The organism is Mycobacterium sp. 852002-10029_SCH5224772, assembly GCF_001667315.1.
Classification (GTDB): Bacteria; Actinomycetota; Actinomycetes; order Mycobacteriales; family Mycobacteriaceae; genus Mycobacterium.
In genome coordinates, this window is sequence record NZ_LZHT01000029.1 from 100,217 (window position 1) to 122,342 (window position 22,126).

Genomic DNA, 22,126 nt, shown 5'->3' on the forward strand with positions numbered 1-22,126 from the left:
TCTCATGACACCGGCGGCCGGCGAAGGGCCCACGGTCGAGCGGCTTCGATCTGCGCCGACAGCGACAACAGGGTCGCCTCGTCGTACGGCCGGCCCACGAGTTGGACCGACATCGGCATCCCGTCCCCATCGAAGTCCCACGGCACCACCGCGGCGGGCTGCCCAGTGAGATTCCAGATCTGTTGGTAGGGAACGTACTGCCCCACCCTCAGCAGCGTCGACACGGCGCCGCGCCGCTGATACGCGCCGATACGAGACGGGCCCGTCGCGGTTCCGGGCGTGACGACGACGTCGACATCGTCGAAGATCGCCTGGATCCGCGAGACGACGGCCCCCTCGCCCGCGCGGATTGCCTCCATCCGGCGGTCCGAGAAGAACGACCCCAAGCGGGCCATGTTGCGGGTCCGTGGTTCCAGTCGTTCCGGGTGCGCCAGGGCGTCCGCGTCGTCGCAGATCCCGCGCAAGTAGCGAGGCAGGTAGTTGGTGAACATCGCCGATGCCGGATACTCCGGGTCGGCGGTGATGACGTCATGGCCGAGATCGCGGAGCAACGCACCGGCCTGGTCGACCGCCGTCAACTCCCGCTTGCCGACCCGGACCGGTTGCGGGGTTGGGACCTTGGTGCTCAACGCAATTCGCAGCCGGCCGGGGTTGCGCGTCGCCGCAGTGACGAACTCCCCCTCGGGGCCGGGCACCGTCGAAGTGGCATCCAGGAACACGGCTGCATCGATCACCGTCCGAGCGATCGGGCCGTTGACGCTCAACCCGTACCAGGCACCGTCATGGGGTTCCAACGACACCCGATCGCGTTGCGGCTTCAGGCCGAACACGCCGCACCAGGTCGCCGGGATGCGTATCGAGCCGCCCCCGTCGGATCCCAGCGCGAGCGGAGCCAGCCCGGCCGCGACCGCGGCGGCGCTGCCGCCGCAGCTGCCGCCGGGCGTGCGCCTGGGATCCCACGGGTTACGGGTGGCTCCGAAAGTCAGCGACTCGGTGTACGGCAGCATCATCAACTCGGGCACATTGGTTTTGCCGATGATGACGGCGCCCGCGGCGCGCAGCCGGCGCACCACCTCCGCGTCGGAGGTCACCGCGGGTCGGTGTCCGCCGCTGCCGAAGGTCGTCACCTCGCCGGCGACGTCGACGTCGTCTTTGATCGCGATCGGCACGCCCAGCAGCGGCAGCCGTTCGCCCGCGTCCAGGCGGTCCTGCGCCAGGGCGGCCTCGTAGCGAGCCTGGTCGGCGAGCACCACGCGGTAGCAACGCAGCTGGCTGTCCAGTTGCGCGATCCGCTCCAGGTAGACCTCGAGCAACTCCGGTGCGGTCAGTTCACCGTTGGCCAGCAGGCGCGCTTGTGCCGCCGCGCCGGCGAAGGCGAGATCATTCACTGCGGCAGCGTATCCGTTGCGAGTAGGGGCTGGCCGCTACCGGTCTCGAACGTGGTTGCGGGGCGGCAACAAGTACCGTGGGCGACATGTCCTGCGTGTTCTGTGCGGTCGTCGCCGGGGAAGCTCCGGCCATCCGGATCTACGAAGACGACGACTACCTCGCGATTCTCGACATCCGCCCGTTCACCCGCGGCCACACGCTGGTTGTGCCCAAGCGGCACAGCGTCGATCTCACCGACACCGCGCCGGAGACGCTCGCCGGAATGGTCACCCTGGGCCAACGCATCGCCCGGGCCGCGCGCACGACGGAACTGGCCGACGCGACCAACATCGCCATCAACGACGGCGCCGCCGCCTTCCAGACGGTGTTCCACATCCACCTGCACGTCCTGCCGCGCCGCAACGGCGACAAGTTGTCGGTGGCCAAAGGAATGCTGCTGCGCCGCGACCCCGACCGCGACGCCACCGGCCAGATTCTGCGCAACGCGCTGGCCCGTATCGACGCAAGTCAACCGGATTAGGCTCGGCGCCCGCCGCCACAAGGTGAGGCAAGCGGCCGCACCAACCTGGCTAAAGCCACACTTAGCGCACATCCGCGGCGGTTTAATGCCCTGGTGGTGAAGTTGTTCGCTTCTTCACCAGACAGCAGGGGAGCGGCTGGAGCGGCTATGAAACGGCGGGTGTTGAATCCGTGGCGGCGGTCGGGGGTGCCCGCGCCCGCCGGGTGGCTGCTCGCCGGCGTATACGGCACAGCCGGGGTGTTGATCCTGCTGTCGTCGTTCTATGGGTGGCGCGGAGCGTACGGGTCGCGGCCGGTCAACGAGTTCGTCATCGCGGTATGTCTGGTCATCACGGCGGCATGCGCGGCGCACACGGCCCGATCCAGTGTTGGACGGCAGCGATACGGCTGGCTGGCGCTGGTTACGGCGCTGCTTGGCTGGGGGGCCGGCGAGATCATCTGGGCGGTCTACGACGTGCGCCCGGAATACGATCACGCCGTCCATCCGGCGGTGACCGAGTACGTGCTGATGTTGTGGCCGATCGGCGCCACAGCGTCGTTGATCCTGCTGTCCCTGTTGTCTCGCCACACTCCCCGGCGCCTGCTGCTCGACGGTCTCATCGTGGCGACGTCGCTGTTCGTCATTGCCTGGGTGTTCGTGGTCGAGGCGCAGCTGCGGGAACGCTCCGGCACACAACTGGTGACGCTGGGAGAGGTCTTCGCCGACATCGTCCAGCTGACGATTGCAATCCTGATGTTGTCCCGGGCTCGGCCGGGCGACCGTCCGAGTCGCAGCCTGCTCGCGGGCGGCATCGCGACCATCTGCGGTGCCGACCTGCTGCTCGTTTTCCATACGGGCCTCGGCAGCTACCACACCGGCGAGGTCAATGACTTGGTCCGGGTGGCCGGGCTGGCGACGTTGGCGCTGGCAGCACTGTCCGCCGTGCACGCGCATCCCGCGCCGGCATCGCCGGATGAGATCGAATTCCGGGCCCGGCTGTGGCTGCCCTACTTGCCGCTGATCGTGGCGGCCGCGGTGGGTTGGGGACATGCGGCGGGCAATTCGATGCATGAACCCGTAATCGGCGCGCTGGGCATACTGGTGGCCGCCGTCTTGGCCCGCCAGTTCGTCGTCCTGATCGAAAACCAGGATCTGCTGTCGGAAGTCGCGCGCGAGGCGTATCGCGACCACCTGACCGGTCTGGCCAATCGGGCCCTCTTCCTGCACCGGCTGCAGCAGGCCGTTGCGCGCCGACATCCCAACGGCACGCCCATCGCGGTGTTATGTCTGGACCTCGACAACTTCAAGGCGGTCAACGATGCCCTGGGCCACCCGGCGGGTGACGAACTCCTTGTCCGGGTGGCCGGGCGGCTCACCGCGACGTTGGGCGAAAGCGGCACCGTCGCCCGACTCGGCGGGGACGAATTCGCGGCGATCATCGAGGCTTCCGTCAAGGAATCGCAGGCGGCCGCGCATCGGATCCTCGACGCATTCTCCGGGGCCGTTTTGATCGACGGCATTCCGATCACGGTTCGGCCGAGCATCGGGTTCACGGTGTGCACCGGCGCGTCCGCCTGCACGGTCGATCAGCTGATGCGGCACGCCGACCTGGCCATGTACGCCGCCAAACGCGAAGGCGGGCAATGCATCCGCAGCTTCATGCCTGACCTCCCGATGCCGTACGCGTTTCCGCCGCCTCCCAGCTCGAAGGAATCCGCGGTTGCGTCGGGTGTTGGCGGCAACGGCAGCGCCGAGGCGACACCACAGCCGCCCGTCTCCGGCGTTGTGGCGGCGACATCGAGCCCGCCCTCCGATGCCGCCGACGCCGGCCGACGGCCACCGGGAGGTATCCAGGCCGCCTTCGCGGTGCTGGCGATCGGCGTGACCGCCTTCGCCGTGTCCACGGCCCTACATCCCGCTTCCGGACATGGCATCTTCTCGGCAACGACGTTGTATTCGGTGCTGAACGCGGTGGCGGCCGGTCTGATCGCCCTGCGCGCATACCACGTCCCGGCCGACCGCCTGGCGTGGTCACTGATCGCCGCCGGTATGGCGTTCTCGGCCGCGGGCGACGTCGTCTACGCCTTGTGGGTGCCCGACGGTCGATCCCCATCGGTGGCTGACCCGGTGTACCTGGCGTACTACCCCTTTGTCTACGCGGGGCTGCTGTTGCTCATGCGGGCACGGTTCAAGCGGCTGCCGATCCCGGTTCAGCTCGACTCGGTGGTGTGCGCGTTGACGTTGGCGGCGGTGGCCGCGGCCTTGACCGAGGGGCCCATCCGGGCGGCGACGCTGCGCACACCGGCCACCGTATGGATGGGTCTGGCCTACCCGTGGGTTGATCTGGTGCTCCTGGCCCTGGCCGCCGGAATGTTGCCAATACTCGGTTGGCGCAATGAAATTCGCTGGCCGCTGCTGGTGGCCGGATTGGTTCTGTTCGCGGTGGCCGACGGCGCGTACATGTTCCAGACCTCCGCCGGCACGTACCGCGCGGGCTCCCTGCTGGACGTCTGCTGGCCCGCATCGTCGCTGCTCATCGCGATGGCGAGCTGGGCCCGTTCGTCGCCGACGGCGCCACTGCCCAGACACCGATTCGGTCCGTATATCACCCCGGTGGCTTCCTCGGTTGTGGCATTGGGAGTGATTGTCCTGGCACATTACTCGCGATCCGCCGCGACGCTGGCGGCGTTGAGCCTGGTTGTGGCCGCCGGGCGGTTCTCGCTGACCTTCCGGGACGTGAGCCTGCTGCAAACGCACGCCAAGCACGCCATGACCGACGAGCTGACCGCGCTGCCGAACCGGCATTCACTGGCGACGGCTCTAACCGCGCTGCCCGCTGCGGAGTCACCGGCGGCGGCGTCGATGCCGAGCAGGGCACACGCGCCGTGGGCACTGTTGTTGTTGAGCCTGAGTGATTTTCACGAGATCACCGACTCGATCGGCCGCGAATTCGGCGACGAGCTGCTGTGCCATATCGCAAACCGCCTGTCCGGCAGTGTCCGTCGTGACGATGTGCTCGCACGGGTGGGTTATGACCAATTCGCGGTGCTGCTCGCGGACGGGGCCAGTCTCACTGCCGCCAGCGCTCAGGCGGGGCGGCTGCTGGAAGCGTTGAGTGAACCGATCGCCTTGGATCCGATCACCGTGCAAGTAGAGGGCCGCATCGCCATCGCGCTTTGTCCCGACCACTGCGACGATCCGCAAGAGCTGCTCAGCCGCGCCGAGACCGCCATGTCGCACGCCAAATCCGCCCGCAGCAAGATCGCGGTCTACGACTCGTCGTTCGAGATTTATCGGGACAACGACCCCAACCTCATCGAGGAGTTGCGTACGGCATTGTTCGACACCGACGAGCTGAAATTGCACTACCAACCCAAGATCGACGGCCGCGACGGCAGCGTTCACAGTGTCGAGGCGGTGCTGCGCTGGCAGCATCCCCGCCGCGGAACTCTGCTGCCGGAGGAGTTCTTGTCCGCCGCCGAACGAGCCGGACTGATGCGCAAGATCTCCAACCGCACATTGAGCATGGCTCTGAAGCAGGTCCGGTGCTGGCGCGAGCAGGGCATCACGCTCACCGTCGCGGTGAACCTGTCGACGACCAACCTGCTCGATATCGAGCTCGTCGGTACCGTTGAGCGGCTGCTTGCAAATCACGACCTTCCCGCGGACGCGCTCATTCTCGAGATCACCGAGAGCGCGCTGGTGGATTCCGTGCGATCTCGAAACACCGTCACCGCATTGCAGCGCCTGGGGATTCGTATATCGCTCGACGACTACGGCACCGGCTGGTCGTCATTGGCTCGCCTGCAAGAGGTTTCGGTCGACGAGCTCAAACTCGACCGCATTTTCGTCTCGCGCTTGGCTTACGACGCGCGCTCGGTCGCCATCGTCCGGTCCACGGTGGCGTTGGCGTCCAGCCTGGGCGCCGATCTGGTCGCCGAGGGCGTCGAAAACGAGGCCACCCTGAACGCCCTGCGGCGGTACGGCTGCATGATCACCCAGGGGTTCGTGCACAGCCCGCCGTTGCCGCCGGAGGAGTTACAGGACTGGATCGCCAGCCACGCGCCGACCCCCCACTCCAGCCGATCCAACGGGTGACGGGCCTCAGAACAACTCTTTGGCCAGCAGCTCGAGCGTCGCGACGCGCGCCGGTGCGGCGCCGGGGTCCGTGCCGCGGCGGGCCGAAGCCACCGGGTTCACCATCACCTCGTCGACGCCGAACCGTTCGGCAAGCGCCCGGATCTGCGCGGCGGCCTCGGCCGACGCACCCAGCACGGAGCGTTCCAGACCGCTTTGGACGATCCGCTGCTGCTGCCCGGTCAACTCGGCCGCCGCGGCCTCTTCCACCAGCGGCACCGGCCCGAGCGGCTGCCCGGTCCGCAGCCGGGCCATCATCTGCAGGTTGGGCAACATCAACGCCGTTGCCTCCTCCCGGGTGTCGGCCACCGCCGCGTTGACCGTCAAGAAAGTCAGCGGCTCCGCGGCCACGGCGCTGGGCTTGAAACGGGAGCGGTAAAGCTCGAGCGCCTCGTCGGTTCCCTGGCCGGAGAAGTGATGTGCGAACACGTACGGCAGCCCCTTGGCGGCGGCCAAATGCGCCGAATACATCGACGAACCCAGAAGCCACAGGCGCGGTTCGGTGGCGGCGGCCGGGGTGGCCTTGAGGGTGTAGTCGCCCGAGCGCAACGGAACCCGCACGCCACGCGCGCTCATCAGCGCCGCCACGTCGTCGAGGTATTCGGGGAAATTTTCGATGTCCCGGTCGTCGTGTCCGCCGCGCAGGGCGTAGGAGGTCACCGGGTCGGATCCCGGTGCCCGCCCGATGCCGAGGTCGATGCGGCCCGGGGCGGCGGCTTCCAGTAGCGCGAACTGCTCGGCCACCGCCAGCGGCGCGTGGTTGGGCAGCATCACCCCGCCCGAGCCGAGCCGCAGCTGCGAGGTCTGCGGGGCCAGATAGGCGAGCACCACCGGGGGGCTGGTGGCACCCACCGACGGCATGTTGTGGTGCTCGGCGACCCAGTAGCGGGTGAAACCCAGCCGATCCGCGGCCTGTGCCAGCTGCACGGTGGCCGCCAGCGCGTCTGCGGTCGTCTGGTCGGTGCGCACCGGGATGAGATCAAGGACGGAAAGACGCACGATGGCGTCAACGCGCGCGGGCCCGCAATCGTTCCCGGCCCGGCTCAATACTCCTCGAGGGACAATTCAGCACCGTCCCGGTCGACGACGGAGCCGCCGCGGATTTGCGTCGTACGCTTCTCGGTGGCGGCCAGCAGCCCCATGCGGTCCAGCACGGTCAGCGAATATCCGTGCCGCCCAAGCCAAACGCGGTCACCGTACCCGCCACGCTGGCACCGGAGAACAGAGCCTGGTTCACGTGATCCCCGCCAGTTCTTTTGCTTCGCGAAAGACGTCGTCGAGCATTGCCGGTGTCAACCTGCCGGTGAACATGTTTTGCTGGCTCGGGTGGTAGCAGCCGAGCAACCGCACGCCGGGCGCCAGGTCGGCAACGACGCCGTGGCCGAACCGGGGCTTGCGTCCCACTGCTCTACCGGCGGCGCCCGGCAGCCGCAGCGCGATTTGCCAGCCGAAACCGCCGAGAGCCACCACGACGCGAACGTGCTCGGCCACCAGCTGCCATTCGGCCCGCAGCCAGGGCCAGCAGGTATCCCGCTCGGCCGGGGTCGGGGCGTTGGCGGGAGGCGCACACCGCACCGGCGCGACGATGCGAATCTTTTTGGTCTGCAACCCATCCGCGGCGTCGACGCTGGTCGGTTGGTTCACCAGACCGGCCCGGAACAGCGCCGCGTACAACTGGTCGCCCGAGCGGTCGCCGGTGAACATGCGGCCGGTGCGGTTGGCGCCGTGCGCGGCGGGCGCCAGCCCGACGATCAACAGCCGGGGTCGCGCCGCTCCCCAGCTGGGCACCGGCCGCCCCCAATACGGTTGGTCGGCGAAGGCCCGGCGTTTGACGACGGCGACCTCCTCGCGCCAGTCGACCAACCGGGGGCAGGCCCGGCACACGCTGACCAGGGCGTCGAGTTCGGGTATCGAGGTGGCCTGTTCCGCGAGCGCGACCACCTGAGCGGCATCGGCCGCCACCGGGGTTTGCGGTGTGGCCGGATCCCCGGGCCATCCGGTACCCGCGGCAACCGGAGAGTCGAACGGCTGGCCGGTGCGGGGGTGGTCGAGCACATGAACATCCTGCATTGGGCGGCGGCCTCCACGAAATCCATTGGTTTGCCGACGATCGCGGCCGTGACGCGGGCTTAGTATCGGGCCGTGAGCTCTGACGCCCTGGCCAGCCTGATCGCCGACCTGCCCGACGGCATGGTTGTCACCGATCCCACGGTGACCGAGGGCTATCGCCAGGACCGCGCGTTCGACCCGTCGGCCGGCAAACCGCTGGCCGTGGTGCGGCCGCGGCGCACCGAAGAGGTGCAGACCGTGCTGCGCTGGGCCTCCGCGCACCGGGTACCCGTCGTGCCCCGGGGCGCGGGCAGCGGCCTGTCCGGCGGGGCGACCGCGCTGGACGACGGCATCGTGCTCTCGATGGAGAAGATGCGCGACATCGCCGTCGACCCGGTGACCCGGACCGCGGTATGTCAGCCCGGGCTGTTCAACGCCGAGGTGAAGAAGGCCGCCGCCGAACACGGCCTGTGGTATCCGCCGGATCCGTCCTCATTTGAAATCTGCAGCATCGGCGGCAATATCGCCACCAACGCCGGCGGGCTGTGCTGCGTGAAGTACGGCGTCACCACCGACTATGTGCTGGGCATGCAGGTGGTCCTGGCCGACGGCACCGCGGTCCGGCTGGGCGGGCCGCGACTCAAGGACGTCGCGGGGCTTTCGCTGACCAAACTCTTCGTCGGCAGCGAAGGCACGCTGGGCGTCGTCACGGAAGTGACGTTGCGGCTGGTGCCCAAGCAGAACGCGTCCAGCATCGTCGTCGCCAGCTTCGCGTCGGTGCAGGACGCGGTCGACGCGGTGCTCGGGGTCACCGCGCGGCTTCGCCCCTCGATGCTGGAGTTCATGGATTCGGTGGCGATCAACGCCGTCGAAGACACCCTGCGCATGGACCTGGACCGCGGGGCGGCCGCCATGCTGGTGGCCGGATCCGACGAGCGCGGCCGCGCCGGTAGCGAGGATGCCAAGATCATGGCCGAGGTGTTCGCGGAACACGCTGCGACGGAAGTGTTTTCGACCGACGATCCCGACGAGGGTGAGGCGTTCGTCGTCGCCCGGCGGTTTTGCATCCCGGCCGTCGAAGCCAAGGGATCGCTGTTGCTGGAGGACGTAGGGGTGCCGCTTCCGGCGCTGGGCGAGCTGGTTACCGGGATCGCGGGCATCGCCGCCGAGCGCGACCTGATGATCTCGGTGATCGCGCACGCCGGCGACGGCAACACCCACCCGCTGATCGTCTACGACCCCGCCGATGCCGACATGACCGAACGCGCCCATCTGGCGTTCGGCGAGATCATGGACCTGGCCGTCGGTCTCGGCGGCACGATCACCGGCGAGCACGGCGTCGGCCGGTTGAAGCGGCCCTGGCTGGCCGGCTATCTCGGACCCGACGTGATGGACCTCAACCGACGCATCAAGGCGGCGTTGGATCCCCACGGCATCCTCAATCCCGGGTCGGGCATCTGAGCTGCGGCTGCGGTTGCTGCTGCGGCTGCTGCTGCTGCTGCTGCTGCGCGAATCTGCGGCTGCGGCTGCGCGAATGTGCGGCTGTACGCACATTCGGCGGTCAATGTGCGGCTGTCCGCACACTCGGCGCCAGCGATGGTTGACATATTGCTGTATCTGTCGTACGAATGAGACATGGCTGTCGTTATGTCTCACCACGCGCCGGTCGCCTTCCAGCTCGCGACCGCCGCCACCTGGCCGAACCCGTGGTCGATGTACCGCGCGTTGCGCGACCACGATCCCGTGCACCACGTCGTGCCACCCAGCCACCCCGAGCATGACTACTACGTGCTCTCCCGGCACGCCGACGTGTGGGCCGCCGCCCGCGACCACGAAACCTTCTCCTCGGCAAAGGGTTTGACCGTCAACTATGACGATCTGGAACTGATTGGGCTGCAGGACAATCCGCCATTCGTGATGCAGGATCCGCCGGTGCACACCGAGTTTCGCAAGTTGGTGTCGCGCGGCTTCACGCCGCGACAGGTCGAGGCGGTGGAGCCCAAGGTGCGGGAATTCGTCGTCGAGCGCATCGAGGGGTTGCGCTCGGCCGGCGGCGGCGACATCGTCACCGAGCTGTTCAAACCGCTGCCGTCGATGGTGGTTGCACATTACCTCGGTGTGCCCGAAGAGGATTGGGTGCAATTCGACGGCTGGACCCAGGCGATCGTCGCGGCTAACACCGCCGAAGGCGGCGTCGCCGGCGCGCTGGAAACCGTCGGCGATGCGGTCGGGTCGATGATGGCCTACTTCACCGGCCTGATCGAACGTCGTCGCACCGACCCCGAGGACGACACCATCTCCCACCTGGTGGCTGCCGGGGTCGGCGCCGACGGTGACATCGCCGGCACGCTGTCGATCCTGGCCTTCACGTTCACGATGGTCACCGGCGGCAACGACACCGTCACCGGGATGCTCGGTGGGTCGATGCCGGTGTTGCACGAGCGGCCCGACCAGCGAAAGCTCCTGGTGGACAACCCCGAATTGATCACCGACGCCGTCGAGGAGTTGCTGCGGATGACCTCGCCGGTCCAAGGACTGGCGCGCACGACCACGCGCGACGTGACGATCGGCGATACCACCATTCCCGCCGGACGCCGGGCGCTGCTACTCTACGCGTCGGCCAACCACGACGAACGCCAATACGGGCCGGACGCCAACGAGCTCGACGTGACCCGATGCCCGCGCAACATTCTGACGTTCAGCCACGGCGCACACCACTGCCTGGGCGCCGCCGCGGCCAGGATGCAGTCGCGGGTTGCGCTCACCGAACTGCTGGCCCGATGCCCGGACTTCGAGGTGGACGAGTCGGGCATCGTCTGGGCGGGCGGCAGTTACGTGCGGCGGCCGCTGTCGGTGCCGATTCGAGTGCAGTCCTGATGGCCGGGAACGACTGGCTTTCGTCGCGCCGCAACGAAGCGGCCGCCGACCGGATCCTCGACGCGGCCGAGGAGCTCTACACGCAGCGCGACTCCGATTCGATCGGCATGAACGAAATCGCCAGGGCCGCAGGGTGTTCCCGCGCAACGCTGTACCGGTATTTCGAAAATCGCGACGCCCTGCGCACCGCTTATGTGCACCGCGAGACCCACCGGCTCGGCCGCGAGATCCTCGCGCGCACCGGCAGCATCGAGGACCCGCACGAAAGGTTGATCGCGAGCATTCTCGTCACCTTGACGATGGTGCGCGAAAGTCCCGCGCTGGCGTCCTGGTTCGCCACGACCCGCCCGCCGGTCGGCGGTGAGCTCGCAGGGCAGTCCGACGTGATCGCGGCCCTGGCGACGGCGTTCCTGCACTCGCTGGGAGCCGATGATCCCGCGGCCGTCGAACGCCGGGCCCGCTGGGTGGTCCGGGTGATCGTCTCGATGCTGATGTATCCGGGCCGCGACGACAACGAGGAGCGGGCGATGATCGAGGAGTTCGTCGTCCCGATCGTGACGCCGGTGTCCGCCCGCGGCTAGGCGCCGCCGGATTGGCCGACGTCGGTCGCTCAGTCCCGGACCCGCGTGAAGCGGTGCAGCAGCCACGCCAACGGGATCGTCAGCACCAGCGTGGCAACGAACAGGTTCAGCATCGGGCCGGTATAGACGCGCGCGCCGACCACGTAGTCCATCGCGAATTCCATGGTGATCAGGTGGATCAGGAAGATTTCGTAGGAGATCTCCCCCAGCCACACCATGGGGCGGCTGGCCAGCAGCCGCGAATACCATCCGTGGTCCCCCAACGCCAGGGGCGCCACCGCCAGTGCGGCGATCACGGCATAGAAACAGGTCTTGAACAAGGCTTCGCTCAGCGTCGCCGGGGATGTGGTGGGCGCGCCGGCGATGGGGGTGGACACGATGAAATAGCTGATGGTCGCCAGCGGGATGGCGATGAACCCGTAGCCACGCACACCCATCTCTTGCAACACCGTGAGCATCATGCCGGCAAGGAACCAGGCCAGGTAGGTGGGCAGCCATAGCCGCGCGCCGTCGGGAAACCAGTGGTCGGTGTGCACGAGAACCAGCCACGCCGGGCTGATCAACGTCATGCCCGCCAGGGTGCCCAGCACCAATTTCGGTTGCCATTGCCGCCGGCAGATCAGCACCAGCAGCAGGTATGCCAGCAGCGGAAGGATGACGTAGAAGGAGGCCTCTACCGCCAGGCTCCACATCTGGGTCAGCCCCTGGTGCAGATACTTGCCCAGGTAGCCGTTGCAATAGATCTGGGTCAGCGTCAGGTTGCGCGCCAATCCCAGCCACGTGTGTCCGGGGTTGGGCCCCGCCTCGCGGTAGTGGTACAGCACGTAGGCGAACAGCACGGTGACGACGTAGGGGGGCATGATGCGCCGAACCCGGTGCCGCGCATAGCGACTCAGCGACGGCGACGGGCCACCGGTTGCGGCGGACTTCACCCACGGACGGAACAGCAGGTAGCCGGAGAGCACGAAGAAGATCGGCACCCCGATCTCCATCCGGGAACCGACCAGGCCCCAATAGCCGTGGGTGTATTTGCCGGTGGTGTAGGCCGCGTGGGTCCCAACGACGAGCAGCGCGGCGACAGCGCGGACGCCGGTCAGTGAGGCGACGCGGTCGACGCGAGAGGTCTGCTCGAGCCCGCCCTGGGCGTCCTGTTCTTCGGACAGTGTCATCCGCCGTGTTTCCTGCGCGGCTTCCCGCCGTCCCGGGCGCGGGCCTTCCCGGAGGACTTGTCCGGCTGAAGGTTGATCAGCACCCCCGAAATGCGGGTTTGCTCCAGTCTTTTCAGCGTCGAATTGGGTAGCTTGGCCGGCAGTTCCACCAGCGAGAAATCCGGCCCGATCGAGATGTGGCCGAAATCGCTGCGGTGCAGCCCGCCCTCGTTGGCAATGGCGCCGACGATGGCGCCCGGACCGATCTTGTGACGCTTGCCCACCGCGATGCGGTACGTGGCGAACGGCCTTGTCGACCTTGGCTTTTCGGGGCGATCGCGCTGTTCGGTACGCCGCTCGCGCCGCTCGCGCGGAGGCTCGGGCGCCATCAGGAATTCCTCGCCGTCCCGCGATAGCAGGGCCAGCGCGGCGGCGATATCGGCCATCGGGGTGTCGTGCTCGCGCTCGTAGTCCTGGACCAGCTTGCGGAACAGGTCGATGCCGGAAGCCCCGAGCGCGGTGGTGATGGAATCGGCGAACTTGGCCACGCGCTGCGCGTTGACGTCCTCGACGGTGGGCAATTCGGTTTCGGTGAGCGTTTGCCGCGTGGCCTTTTCGATCGCCTTGAGCAGGTGCCGTTCGCGCGGGGAGACGAAAAGCAGCGCGGTTCCCGAACGCCCGGCCCTGCCCGTGCGCCCGATCCGGTGCACGTACGACTCGGTGTCATGCGGGATGTCGTAGTTGAGTACGTGCGAGATCCGCTCCACATCCAGCCCGCGGGCCGCCACGTCGGTAGCGACCAGGATGTCGATGCTGCCGTCCTTCAGAGCGGCGACAGTCCGCTCACGCTGACCCTGCGGGATGTCTCCGTTGATGGCGGCCGCAGAAAAACCTCGCGCCCTTAGCTTTTCGGCGACTTCCTCGGTGGCCTGTTTGGTTCTGACGAAGACGATCATCGCCTCGAACCGCTCGACTTCCAGAACCCGTGTCAGCGCGTCCATCTTGCGCGGGCCGGCGACCTGGATGTAACGCTGCGAAATGTTCTCGGCGGTAGCGGTTTTCGCTTTGGTGCTGACCTCGAGTGGATCGTGCAGGTACTTGGTGGTGAGCTTGCCGATCGCGGACGGCATGGTCGCGGAGAACAACGCCACCTGTTTGTATTCCGGGGTCTCCGACAGAATGCGATCGACCTCTTCGGCGAAGCCCATGGTGAGCATCTCGTCGGCCTCGTCGAGCACCAGGTAGTCGACGTGGGACAGGTCCAGCGTCCCCCGTTCGAGGTGGTCGATCACCCGGCCGGGCGTGCCGACCACCACGTGGGCGCCGCGCCTGAGCCCGGCCAGTTGCACGCCGTAGGACGAGCCGCCGTAGATCGGCAGCACGTTGATCTTCGGCAGGTGGGCTCCGTACCGGCTGAACGCCTCGGCGACTTGCAGGGCCAGTTCGCGGGTGGGGGCGAGCACCAGGGCCTGGGTGGCGGTGCTGGTGACGTCGATCTTGGACAGGATCGGGATCGCGAACGCGGCCGTTTTGCCGGTGCCGGTCTGCGCCAGCCCGACGACGTCCGATCCGGCCATCAGCGCCGGGATCGTCGCGGCCTGGATGCCGGTCGGTGATTCGTAACCGACATCAGCGACCGCCCGCAGAACCGAGGGGTGGATCTGCAGGTCGGCAAACGTCGTAGAGGCAGCCTCAGCCGGGCTGTCTGAGAGGGTCATCGCCCAAGGAGTCTAGTGGTATCGCCAGCTCAGCAGAGCGGAGTGCAGCGGGTCACCACGGAAGGACCCCAGCGTGATCGCCAGCTCAGCAGAGCGGAGTGCAGCGGGTCGCCCCCTGTCCGGCGGTCCGCGTGATCATCAGCACAGCCGAGCGGGCCCCGGCCACGCCTGCCACACCCGAGGAGCCGATGACGGTACGGTGCGTCGATGTGTGGTCGCTACCGTGTCGTACCGAGCCACTGACCTGCTCGGCCGCTGTCGCATTGCTCACCTTCGCGTTGACCGGCTGCGGTTCAGGGGACTCGACAGTCGCCAAGACACCGCAGGCGAGGACGACGTCTGAGACCGCGTCGATCACGGCCCCGGCCACGCCATCGCCGGCTGCCCGGCCCGGCAACGCGCCGCCGGCCGATCCGTGCGCGGTCAACCTCGCCTCGCCCACGATCGCGAAGGTGGTGTCCGAGCTGCCGCGCGACCCGCGCAGCCAGCAGCCCTGGAACCCCGAGCCGCTGGCCGGCAACTACAACCAGTGCGCGCAGCTGTCGGCGGTGATCATCAAGGCCAACACCAACGCGGTCAGCCCCACCACCCGCGCGGTGCTGTTCCATCTCGGCCAATTCATCCCGCAGGGTGTCCCCGATACCTACGGATTCAACGGCATTGACCCGGCACAAACCACGGGCGACACGGTGGCGCTGACCTACCCCGGCGGGATCAAGGGCTTGAACACCAACGTGAAGTTCCATTGGAACGGCAACGCGGTCGAGCTGATCGGCAACACCCCCGCGCACTAAGCCCGGGCGCGCCCGCCCGGCGCGACCATCCTGTCGGGGCCCTGACCTACAGTGGCTCCAGTGTTTGTGACCGGCGACAGCATCGTTTACAGCGCGTCGGACCTTGCCGCTGCCGCCCGCTGCGAATTCGCGCTGCTGCGGGATTTCGACGCCAAACTCGGCCGCGGGCCCGCGACCGCGATCGAGGACGAACTGCTTGCGCGGACGGCCACCCTCGGCGACGAGCATGAGCGGCGCGAGCTCGCGCGATTGCGCGAGCGGTTCGGGGATGCCGTCACGGTCATCGGCCGCCCGGCCTACACACCTGCCGGGCTGGCGGCGGCGACCGACGCGACGCTGCGCGCCGTCGCCGGCCGCGCACCCGCGGTGTATCAGGCCGCGATGTTCGACGGTCGCTTCCTCGGATTCGCCGACTTCCTGGTACGTGACGGCGAGCAGTATCGAGTCGTCGACACCAAGCTGGCCCGCTCCGAAAAGGTGACCGCGCTGTTGCAGCTGGCCGCCTACGCCGACGCGTTGGCCGCCTCGGGTGTGCCGGTCGCGCCCGAGGCCGAACTGCGGCTCGGCGATGGAACGGCCGTGCGGCACCGCGTCTGCGACCTGGTCCCGGTTTACCGTTCGCAGCGGGCACGGCTGCAACGGCTCCTCGACGACCACTACGCGGGCGGGACCGCCGTCCGCTGGGACGACGAAGGCGTGGCCGCCTGTTTTGGGTGCCCGGTGTGCGTCGAGCAGCTGCGGGCTGCTGACGATGTGCTGTTGGTCGCGGGCTTACGGGTAAGCCAGCGGGACAAGCTGTTTGAGGCCGGTATCACCACCGTCGCCGAGCTTGCCGCGCATCGCGGACCGGTGCCCGAGCTGGCGCCCGGTGTCGTCGCCACCTTGACCACCCAGGCAAAACTGCAAGTCCGCGAACGCGACACCGGCGTTCCGCAGGTCGAGGTCATCGACGCGCAGCCGCTGGCGCTGCTCCCCGAGCCGGACCCCGGTGATCTGTTCTTCGACTTCGAAGGCGACCCGCTGTGGACCACCGATGGCCGTGAGTGGGGCCTGGAATATCTGTTCGGCGTTTTGGAGGCCGGGCCGGCGGGCGCCTTCCGCCCGCTGTGGGCACACACCCGGACAGACGAACGCAAGGCCCTGACCGATTTCTTGGCGATGGTGGCCAAACGCCGCAAGCGCCGCCCGAATATGCACATCTACCATTACGCGCCCTACGAGAAGACCGCGTTGTTGCGGCTCGCCGGGCGTTACGGCGTCGGCGAGGACGAAGTCGACGAACTGCTGCGCAGCGGTACGCTGGTCGACCTTTACCCGTTGGTGCGCAGGAGCATTCGGGTCGGCGCGGAGTCATTCAGCCTCAAGGCGCTCGAGCCGCTCTACATGGGGACCCAACTGCGCGTGGGCGACGTGACCACCGCCGCCGGCTCGATCACCTCCTACGCGCGGTTCTGCGAACTGCGCGCGGAGGGCCGCGGCGACGAGGCCTCCTCCGTGCTCAAGGAGATCGAGGATTACAACCACTACGACTGCCGGTCGACTCAGGAATTGCGCAACTGGCTGATGCTGCGCGCCTATGAATCCGGCGTCGTACCGATCGGTGCCCAGCCCGTGGGCGACGGCAACACCGTCGAGGACCGCGACCGGCTGGCGGTGACGTTGTCGGCCTTCACCGGGGCCGCCGGCATCGACGAGCGCTCCCCGGAGCAGACGGCGGTGGCGCTGCTGGCCGCCGCCCGCGGCTACCACCGGCGCGAGGACAAGCCCTTCTGGTGGGCGCATTTCGACCGGCTGAACTTCCCCATCGACGAATGGGCGGATAACACCGATGTTTTCGTCGTCGAGGACGCATCCGTCAGCGTCGACTGGCATACGCCTCCCCGCGCGCGCAAGCCGCAGCGACGGCTGGAGTTGAGCGGCCAGCTGGCGCGCGGTGATGTGAAGAGCGACGTCTTCGCGCTGTACAAACCGCCGGCGCCGCCCGGCATGACCGACAGCCCCGACCGGCGGGCGGCCGGACGGGCCACGGTCGTCGAGGCCGACGATCCGGCGGTACCCACCACCGTGGTCGTCCTTGAACGAGTTGGCAGCGACGGCAAGCCATTTCACCAGCTGCCCTTCGCGCTGACCCCCGGCCCACCCATTCCGACCACGGCCCTGCGGGAGTCGATCGAGGCGACGGTCGCCGCGGTGGCCGACGGACTGCCGCGCCTACTTTCCAGTGCCGTCGTCGACGTCCTGTTGCGCCGCGCGCCCCGCACGCGCAGCGGCACTCCCCTGCCACGCGGCACCGACACCGTCGCCGACATCACCGCCGCGCTCCTCGATTTGGACTCGTCGTACCTGGCGGTGCACGGGCCGCCCGGCACCGGCAAGACGCACACGGCCGGACGGGTGATCCAACACCTGGTCACCCAGCACGGCTGGCGCGTCGGCGTGGTCGCGCAATCGCATGCCACGGTAGAAAACCTGCTGGACTGTGTGATCGACGCCGGCCTGGATCCCCAGCGGATCGCAAAGAAGCGTTATGACCACCACGCTCCACGCTGGCAAGAGATCGACGGCAGCGCGTACGCCGCGTTCCTGGCCGACACGCCGGGCTGCGTGATCGGCGGCACCGCATGGGATTTCGCCAACGCGAACCGGGTGCCGCCGGGGAGCATCGATCTGCTGGTGATCGACGAGGCGGGCCAGTTCTGTTTGGCCAATACCATCGCCGTAGCCCCGGCCGCCGCGAATCTGCTGCTGCTCGGCGACCCCCAGCAATTGCCGCAAGTCAGCCAGGGCACGCACCCGGAACCGGTGGACACTTCCGCGCTGGACTGGCTGGTCGACGGTCAGCGCACTCTGCCCGACCAACGTGGCTACTTCTTGGACCGCTCCTACCGGATGCATCCGGCGGTCTGCGCCGCGGTTTCCGCCCTGTCCTACGAAGGCAGGCTGCATTCCCACGAATGCACCGCCGCCCGCCACCTGGACGGGCATCAGCCCGGTGTGCGGCTGCTTTCGGTTGAGCACCAGGGCAATTCGACCGACAGCCCCGAGGAGGCCGACGCGATCGCCGCCGAGATCCGGCAACTGCTCGGCGCGTCGTGGACCGATGAGCACGGCACCCGGGCATTGACCGCCGACGATGTGCTGGTGCTGGCCCCCTACAACGCCCAGGTGGCCCTGCTGCGCCGCCGGTTGAGCTCGGCCGGACTCGGCGCGGTCCGGGTGGGGACGGTCGACAAGTTCCAGGGCGGGCAGGCGCCCGTGGTGTTCGTCTCGATGACGGTTTCCTCCATGGATGTGGTGCCCCGCGGAATCTCCTTCCTGCTCAACAGGAATCGACTCAACGTGGCGGTCAGCCGGGCGCAGTATGCGGCGGTGATCGTGCGGTCGCCGTCGCTGACGGAGTACCTGCCCGCCACGCCCGCGGGCCTGATCGACCTGGGCGCATTCCTGGCGCTCACCGAGCCCGGTCTGCGCTGAGGGGCCTAATTGCCCGACGAGTGCCGGCCGCGGCCGCTGGGGTCGTCGTCCGGATCGGGGCGGTGGTGCTGACCGCGCAGCGACTCGCCTTCGGTGAGGTGGTGACCCGCCGGCCCGGTGTGGGGGCGACGCGGCGGCCGGGTGAGCCGCTCCACCGGCGGGCTGGGCTTGACCGGGCGTCGCACCGCCACCTGACGAAGGCGCTTGCCGTTGTCCACATGAGACCCGTTGTGAGCAAAGCCAATTGGCTGCACTTGTGCAGCCGGCTCGTCGAGCACACTGTGCCACGAATCGACCGGACCCCGATGCCGCAGCGCCGTGGGCGGCGACGCGACGTCAGCCCGCCGTCCTGATCGCTGGCCGCCGGCGCCCCGCTCGACGGCGGGTTCGCGCAGGAGGACGAATTCGACGTATTCGTCGTCGTCATAGTCGTCGTCGACGATGCCGTCCTCGTCGGGCCCGAAGGGGTCGCCGCCGCGTCCGTCGCGGGTGCGGGACCAGGGCGTGAAGCCCACCAAGAACAAGGCGGCGATGATCCCGAACAACGCGATGAACGCCGGCAACAGCACCGACTGCGACATCGCGGCGGCGAACGGTTCGCGCAGGAAGCCCGGCAACTGCAACGTGATGGCGTCTTCGTCGATGCCCCCACCGGACGGCTGTCGCGGCATCTCGGCGCTGATGCGCCACGTCATGAATGCGGCCATGCCAGCGCTGCCGAGCACGGCGCCGAATTGGCGGACGGAGTTGTACACCGCGGAGCCCGCGCCGGCCAGCTGCGCCGGCAGGTTGCGCGTCGCGGTCGCGGTCAGCGGCGACCATACGAACGCCATCCCGACGCCCATCGCGAAGAACGGCAACACCAGCCGCCAGATCGGCGTCGTCGGCGACATCTCGAAGGTGAGCCAGGTCAGCGCGATCGCCAGCACCGAAAAGCCGAAACCGAGTACCGGCCGCGGATCATATTTGTCGACGATCTTGCCGACGAACGGCGCGAACACGCCGTTGGCGATCGCCATCGGCGCGATCAACAAGGCCGAGCGCGTCGGCGAGAGGCCGCAGACGGCCTGCGCATAAAACGTCAGCGGCAGCATCATCGCCGTCGCGGCGAACGAGACGATGGCCACCCCGACGTTGCACAAGCTGAAGTCGCGGTCACCGAAGATCACCAACGGAATCAGCGGTTCGTGGGAGTTCATCGATTGCCAGAACACGAACACCGTCATGAACCCGATACCCGCCACGACCAACGCCCAAATCCACGGCTCCCAGTGCGCGGCCTGCCCCTGTTGGAGTCCGAACACGATTAAAAATATGCCCACCCCGGACAGCGCGACCCCGAGCAGATCGAAACGGTGCGACTGGGTGGGCAGGACCGGGATCAGCCAATACGCCAACCCCAGCCCGATCACGCCGATGGGCACGTTGACGAAGAAGATCCACTGCCAGCCCAGCCCGTCGACCAGCACGCCGCCGGCCAGCGGCCCCACCAGGCTGGCGGCGCCCGCGGTGGCGCCCCACAAGCTGACTGCGATGCCGCGCCGCTCCGCCGGGAAGATCCGGGTGATCGTCGACAAGGTCTGCGGCGTGAGCACACCCGCTCCGATGCCTTGCACGACACGGGCCGCGATCAGCATGGCGGCGCTCCCCGACAGCCCGCACCACACCGAGGAGACGGTGAAGACCACCAGACCGATCAGGTACAGGTTTTTGGGGCCGAATCGGTCGCCGAGGCGCCCGGCGACCAGCAACACCACGGCGTAACCCAGCAGGTAGGCGCTGGTCACCCAGACGACGGTGTCGTAGCCGATGCGCAGATCGGCCATGATGGTCGGGTTTGCGATCGCGACGATGGTCGAGTCGACCATGATCATGAAAAAGCCGATCATCATCGCCCAAAGCGGGTTCCAGGGGTTCTGTGAGTGCGGCGAGCTCCGGGTGATGAAGTCCCAGCGATGGGTGGCCCGCGCCGGCCCCGAACCCGCGCGCCACTCACCCCCGGGCGTGCGGGGCGCAGCCGTGGTCATCCGCCCACCTCGTTTCGCTCCCGACGATGTCGTTACCCCGTATCGGCCCCGTCTGGTCGACGAACCTGAACTACCAGGTCATCGACCACGCGCACGGCGAACCGTCCACCACGATGACCGACCAGCGGCACGGCCGTCGCAGACATCCAGCCTGCATTATTCCCGGCGACGCAAGAGGGCCGGCAGCCACGGATCCGATGGGGATCGATAACGCGTCGGGTTTGGCCGCGGGCACGTTAGCCTGAAAGAACCCCATTTGCAGGAGAGACAGTATGCGGGCCCGACGGAACAGGTCGCCGAAGCGGCTTTTCAACATGGCCAACGCGGGACAGCCGCCGACCACCAAGAGCGGTCGGCCCAAAGTGTCCGCGCGGGCGTTGGCGCAGGTCATCGAGCGCAGCTCGCGGATACAAGGCCCGGCCGCCGAGGCCTATGTGACCCGGCTGCGCAACGCTGATCCCGATGCCACCCCGGCGCAGATCCTGGCCAAGCTGCAGAAGCATTACGTGGCCATCGTGACGGCCGGCGGCGTTGCGGTGGGCGCCGCGGCGACCGTCCCCGGAATCGGTACGTTGAGCGCGCTGTCGGCGGCGGCCGCGGAAACGGTGACGTTTTTGGAGGCCACCGCGTTCTTCGTGTTGGCGGTGGCGGTGGTCCACGACGTTCCGGCCGATCACCGGGAACGACGCCGTGCCCTGGTGCTCGCGGTGCTCGTCGGCGACAACAGCGAGCACGCCGTCGCCCAGCTGATTGGTCCGCGGCGCACTAATGGGGGCTGGGTTTCCGAAAGCCTGGCCGCCCTGCCGCTGTCGTCGATGTCGCGACTGAACTCGCGACTGCTCAAGTCGTGGGTCAGGAAGTACACCCTGCGCCGGGGCGCCCTGCTGTTCGGCAAACTGCTGCCGGTCGGGATCGGGGTGGTGGTGGGAGCCGTCGGCAACTATCTCGCCGGCAAGAAGATGATCCGCAACGCCAACCGGGCGTTCGGCGCCCCGCCCGCGCGCTGGCCTCGCGCGCTGCATCTGGTGCCGCCGATCCACGAAGCCGGTTAGTGGCGATCGCAAGCGCGGCCGTGGCGATCGCAAGCGCGGCCGTCGCGATCGCAAGCGCGGCCGTCGCGATCGCACGCGCGGCCGTCGCGATCGCAAGCGCGGCGTAGCCGGGCGCAGCGGGTCGCCACCATCAGCACCGGCCACAGCCCACCCCGAGGCCCCCGGTCCGCCTGGCAGATTGGTGGCGAAAGGTTAGCCTTTATAGGGCGGAACAATAGGTACCGCCGTGCGTGTGAGGTGCTCGGCCCCCCGGGGCCGACAAGGGTGCAGGCGCCGCGCGATAGCGCTGCGGTGACCCCTGTAGGACAAAGGGATTGAGGCGAACTGCGGTCGTGAGCAACATAAGTTCACCATTCGGGCAAAACGAGTGGCTGGTCGAGG

General features: G+C 68.1%; 14 protein-coding genes. 8 read left to right on the plus strand and 6 right to left on the minus strand.

From position 1 onward, the window contains the following. Positions 1-2: 2 nt before the first annotated feature. Complete coding sequence (locus A5775_RS07455) at positions 3-1,388, minus strand: amidase (protein ID WP_067249983.1); 1,386 nt, start codon at positions 1,386-1,388, stop codon at positions 3-5. Between the two features lie 86 nt (positions 1,389-1,474). Here A5775_RS07455 and A5775_RS07460 point away from each other — a divergent pair, with 86 nt between their 5' ends. Both A5775_RS07460 and A5775_RS07465 read left to right on the plus strand, forming a co-directional pair. Beyond that, on the plus strand, positions 1,475-1,909 hold the full coding sequence (locus A5775_RS07460) for an HIT family protein (protein ID WP_067250062.1): 435 nt from the start codon (positions 1,475-1,477) through the stop codon (positions 1,907-1,909). A gap of 162 nt (positions 1,910-2,071) precedes the next feature. Next, positions 2,072-5,986, plus strand: a complete 3,915-nt coding sequence (locus A5775_RS07465) for a bifunctional diguanylate cyclase/phosphodiesterase (RefSeq protein ID WP_067250069.1) — start codon at positions 2,072-2,074, stop codon at positions 5,984-5,986. A 6-nt stretch (positions 5,987-5,992) separates the two neighbouring features. Here A5775_RS07465 and A5775_RS07470 read toward each other — a convergent pair whose 3' ends face one another. Then, a complete protein-coding gene (locus tag A5775_RS07470) occupies positions 5,993-7,024 on the minus strand; it encodes an LLM class flavin-dependent oxidoreductase (RefSeq protein WP_067250065.1) in 1,032 nt (343 codons plus the stop codon). Positions 7,025-7,258: 234 nt separating this feature from the next. Continuing rightward, positions 7,259-8,095, minus strand: a complete 837-nt coding sequence (locus tag A5775_RS07475; RefSeq protein ID WP_067249987.1) for a uracil-DNA glycosylase — start codon at positions 8,093-8,095, stop codon at positions 7,259-7,261. Between the two features lie 72 nt (positions 8,096-8,167). Here A5775_RS07475 and A5775_RS07480 point away from each other — a divergent pair, with 72 nt between their 5' ends. The 3 genes from A5775_RS07480 (at position 8,168) to A5775_RS07490 (ending at position 11,532) form a co-directional block, all read left to right on the plus strand. Further along, on the plus strand, positions 8,168-9,535 hold the full coding sequence (locus tag A5775_RS07480) for an FAD-binding oxidoreductase (protein WP_067249991.1): 1,368 nt from the start codon (positions 8,168-8,170) through the stop codon (positions 9,533-9,535). A 174-nt stretch (positions 9,536-9,709) separates the two neighbouring features. Next, complete coding sequence (locus A5775_RS07485; protein WP_197512403.1) at positions 9,710-10,951, plus strand: cytochrome P450; 1,242 nt, start codon at positions 9,710-9,712, stop codon at positions 10,949-10,951. Beyond that, on the plus strand, positions 10,951-11,532 hold the full coding sequence (locus A5775_RS07490) for a TetR/AcrR family transcriptional regulator (RefSeq protein ID WP_067249998.1): 582 nt from the start codon (positions 10,951-10,953) through the stop codon (positions 11,530-11,532). Before A5775_RS07485 ends, A5775_RS07490 begins: the two co-directional genes overlap by 1 nt. 29 nt (positions 11,533-11,561) lie before the next feature. Here the strand turns inward: A5775_RS07490 and A5775_RS07495 are convergent, their stop codons facing one another. Both A5775_RS07495 and A5775_RS07500 read right to left on the minus strand, forming a co-directional pair. Then, a complete protein-coding gene (locus A5775_RS07495; RefSeq protein ID WP_067250000.1) occupies positions 11,562-12,701 on the minus strand; it encodes an acyltransferase in 1,140 nt (379 codons plus the stop codon). Beyond that, positions 12,698-14,398: a DEAD/DEAH box helicase gene (locus A5775_RS07500; protein WP_067250002.1), complete on the minus strand. Its 1,701-nt coding sequence runs from the start codon at positions 14,396-14,398 to the stop codon at positions 12,698-12,700. The genes A5775_RS07495 and A5775_RS07500 overlap by 4 nt, the downstream gene beginning before the upstream one ends. A 188-nt stretch (positions 14,399-14,586) precedes the next feature. Between A5775_RS07500 and A5775_RS07505 the strand changes: the two genes are divergently transcribed. Both A5775_RS07505 and A5775_RS07510 read left to right on the plus strand, forming a co-directional pair. Further along, positions 14,587-15,192: an LppP/LprE family lipoprotein gene (locus A5775_RS07505; protein WP_067250072.1), complete on the plus strand. Its 606-nt coding sequence runs from the start codon at positions 14,587-14,589 to the stop codon at positions 15,190-15,192. Positions 15,193-15,252: 60 nt separating this feature from the next. Continuing rightward, positions 15,253-18,666 (plus strand): TM0106 family RecB-like putative nuclease, encoded by a 3,414-nt coding sequence (locus A5775_RS07510; RefSeq protein ID WP_067250004.1) that lies wholly within the window; start codon positions 15,253-15,255, stop codon positions 18,664-18,666. A 5-nt stretch (positions 18,667-18,671) separates the two neighbouring features. Here A5775_RS07510 and A5775_RS07515 read toward each other — a convergent pair whose 3' ends face one another. After that, positions 18,672-20,693, minus strand: a complete 2,022-nt coding sequence (locus tag A5775_RS07515; RefSeq protein WP_067250007.1) for an MFS transporter — start codon at positions 20,691-20,693, stop codon at positions 18,672-18,674. 272 nt (positions 20,694-20,965) lie between these two features. On the opposite strand from A5775_RS07515, the gene A5775_RS07520 reads away from it, so the two are divergent. Further along, positions 20,966-21,745, plus strand: coding sequence for a hypothetical protein (locus A5775_RS07520; RefSeq protein ID WP_197512406.1), 780 nt, complete (start codon positions 20,966-20,968; stop codon positions 21,743-21,745). The last annotated feature ends 381 nt before the right edge of the window (positions 21,746-22,126 follow it).

What these genes read in the sequence shown, in the direction of transcription:
- A5775_RS07460 (WP_067250062.1), top strand. Translation starts at nt 1,475, where the DNA reads ATGTCCTGCGTGTTCTGTGCGGTCGTCGCCGGGGAAGCTCCGGCCATC.
- A5775_RS07475 (WP_067249987.1), bottom strand. Translation starts at nt 8,095, where the DNA reads ATGCAGGATGTTCATGTGCTCGACCACCCCCGCACCGGCCAGCCGTTC.
- A5775_RS07485 (WP_197512403.1), top strand. Translation starts at nt 9,710, where the DNA reads ATGGCTGTCGTTATGTCTCACCACGCGCCGGTCGCCTTCCAGCTCGCG.
- A5775_RS07490 (WP_067249998.1), top strand. Translation starts at nt 10,951, where the DNA reads ATGGCCGGGAACGACTGGCTTTCGTCGCGCCGCAACGAAGCGGCCGCC.
- A5775_RS07495 (WP_067250000.1), bottom strand. Translation starts at nt 12,701, where the DNA reads ATGACACTGTCCGAAGAACAGGACGCCCAGGGCGGGCTCGAGCAGACC.
- A5775_RS07500 (WP_067250002.1), bottom strand. Translation starts at nt 14,398, where the DNA reads ATGACCCTCTCAGACAGCCCGGCTGAGGCTGCCTCTACGACGTTTGCC.
- A5775_RS07505 (WP_067250072.1), top strand. Translation starts at nt 14,587, where the DNA reads ATGACGGTACGGTGCGTCGATGTGTGGTCGCTACCGTGTCGTACCGAG.
- A5775_RS07515 (WP_067250007.1), bottom strand. Translation starts at nt 20,693, where the DNA reads ATGACCACGGCTGCGCCCCGCACGCCCGGGGGTGAGTGGCGCGCGGGT.
- A5775_RS07520 (WP_197512406.1), top strand. Translation starts at nt 20,966, where the DNA reads ATGCGGGCCCGACGGAACAGGTCGCCGAAGCGGCTTTTCAACATGGCC.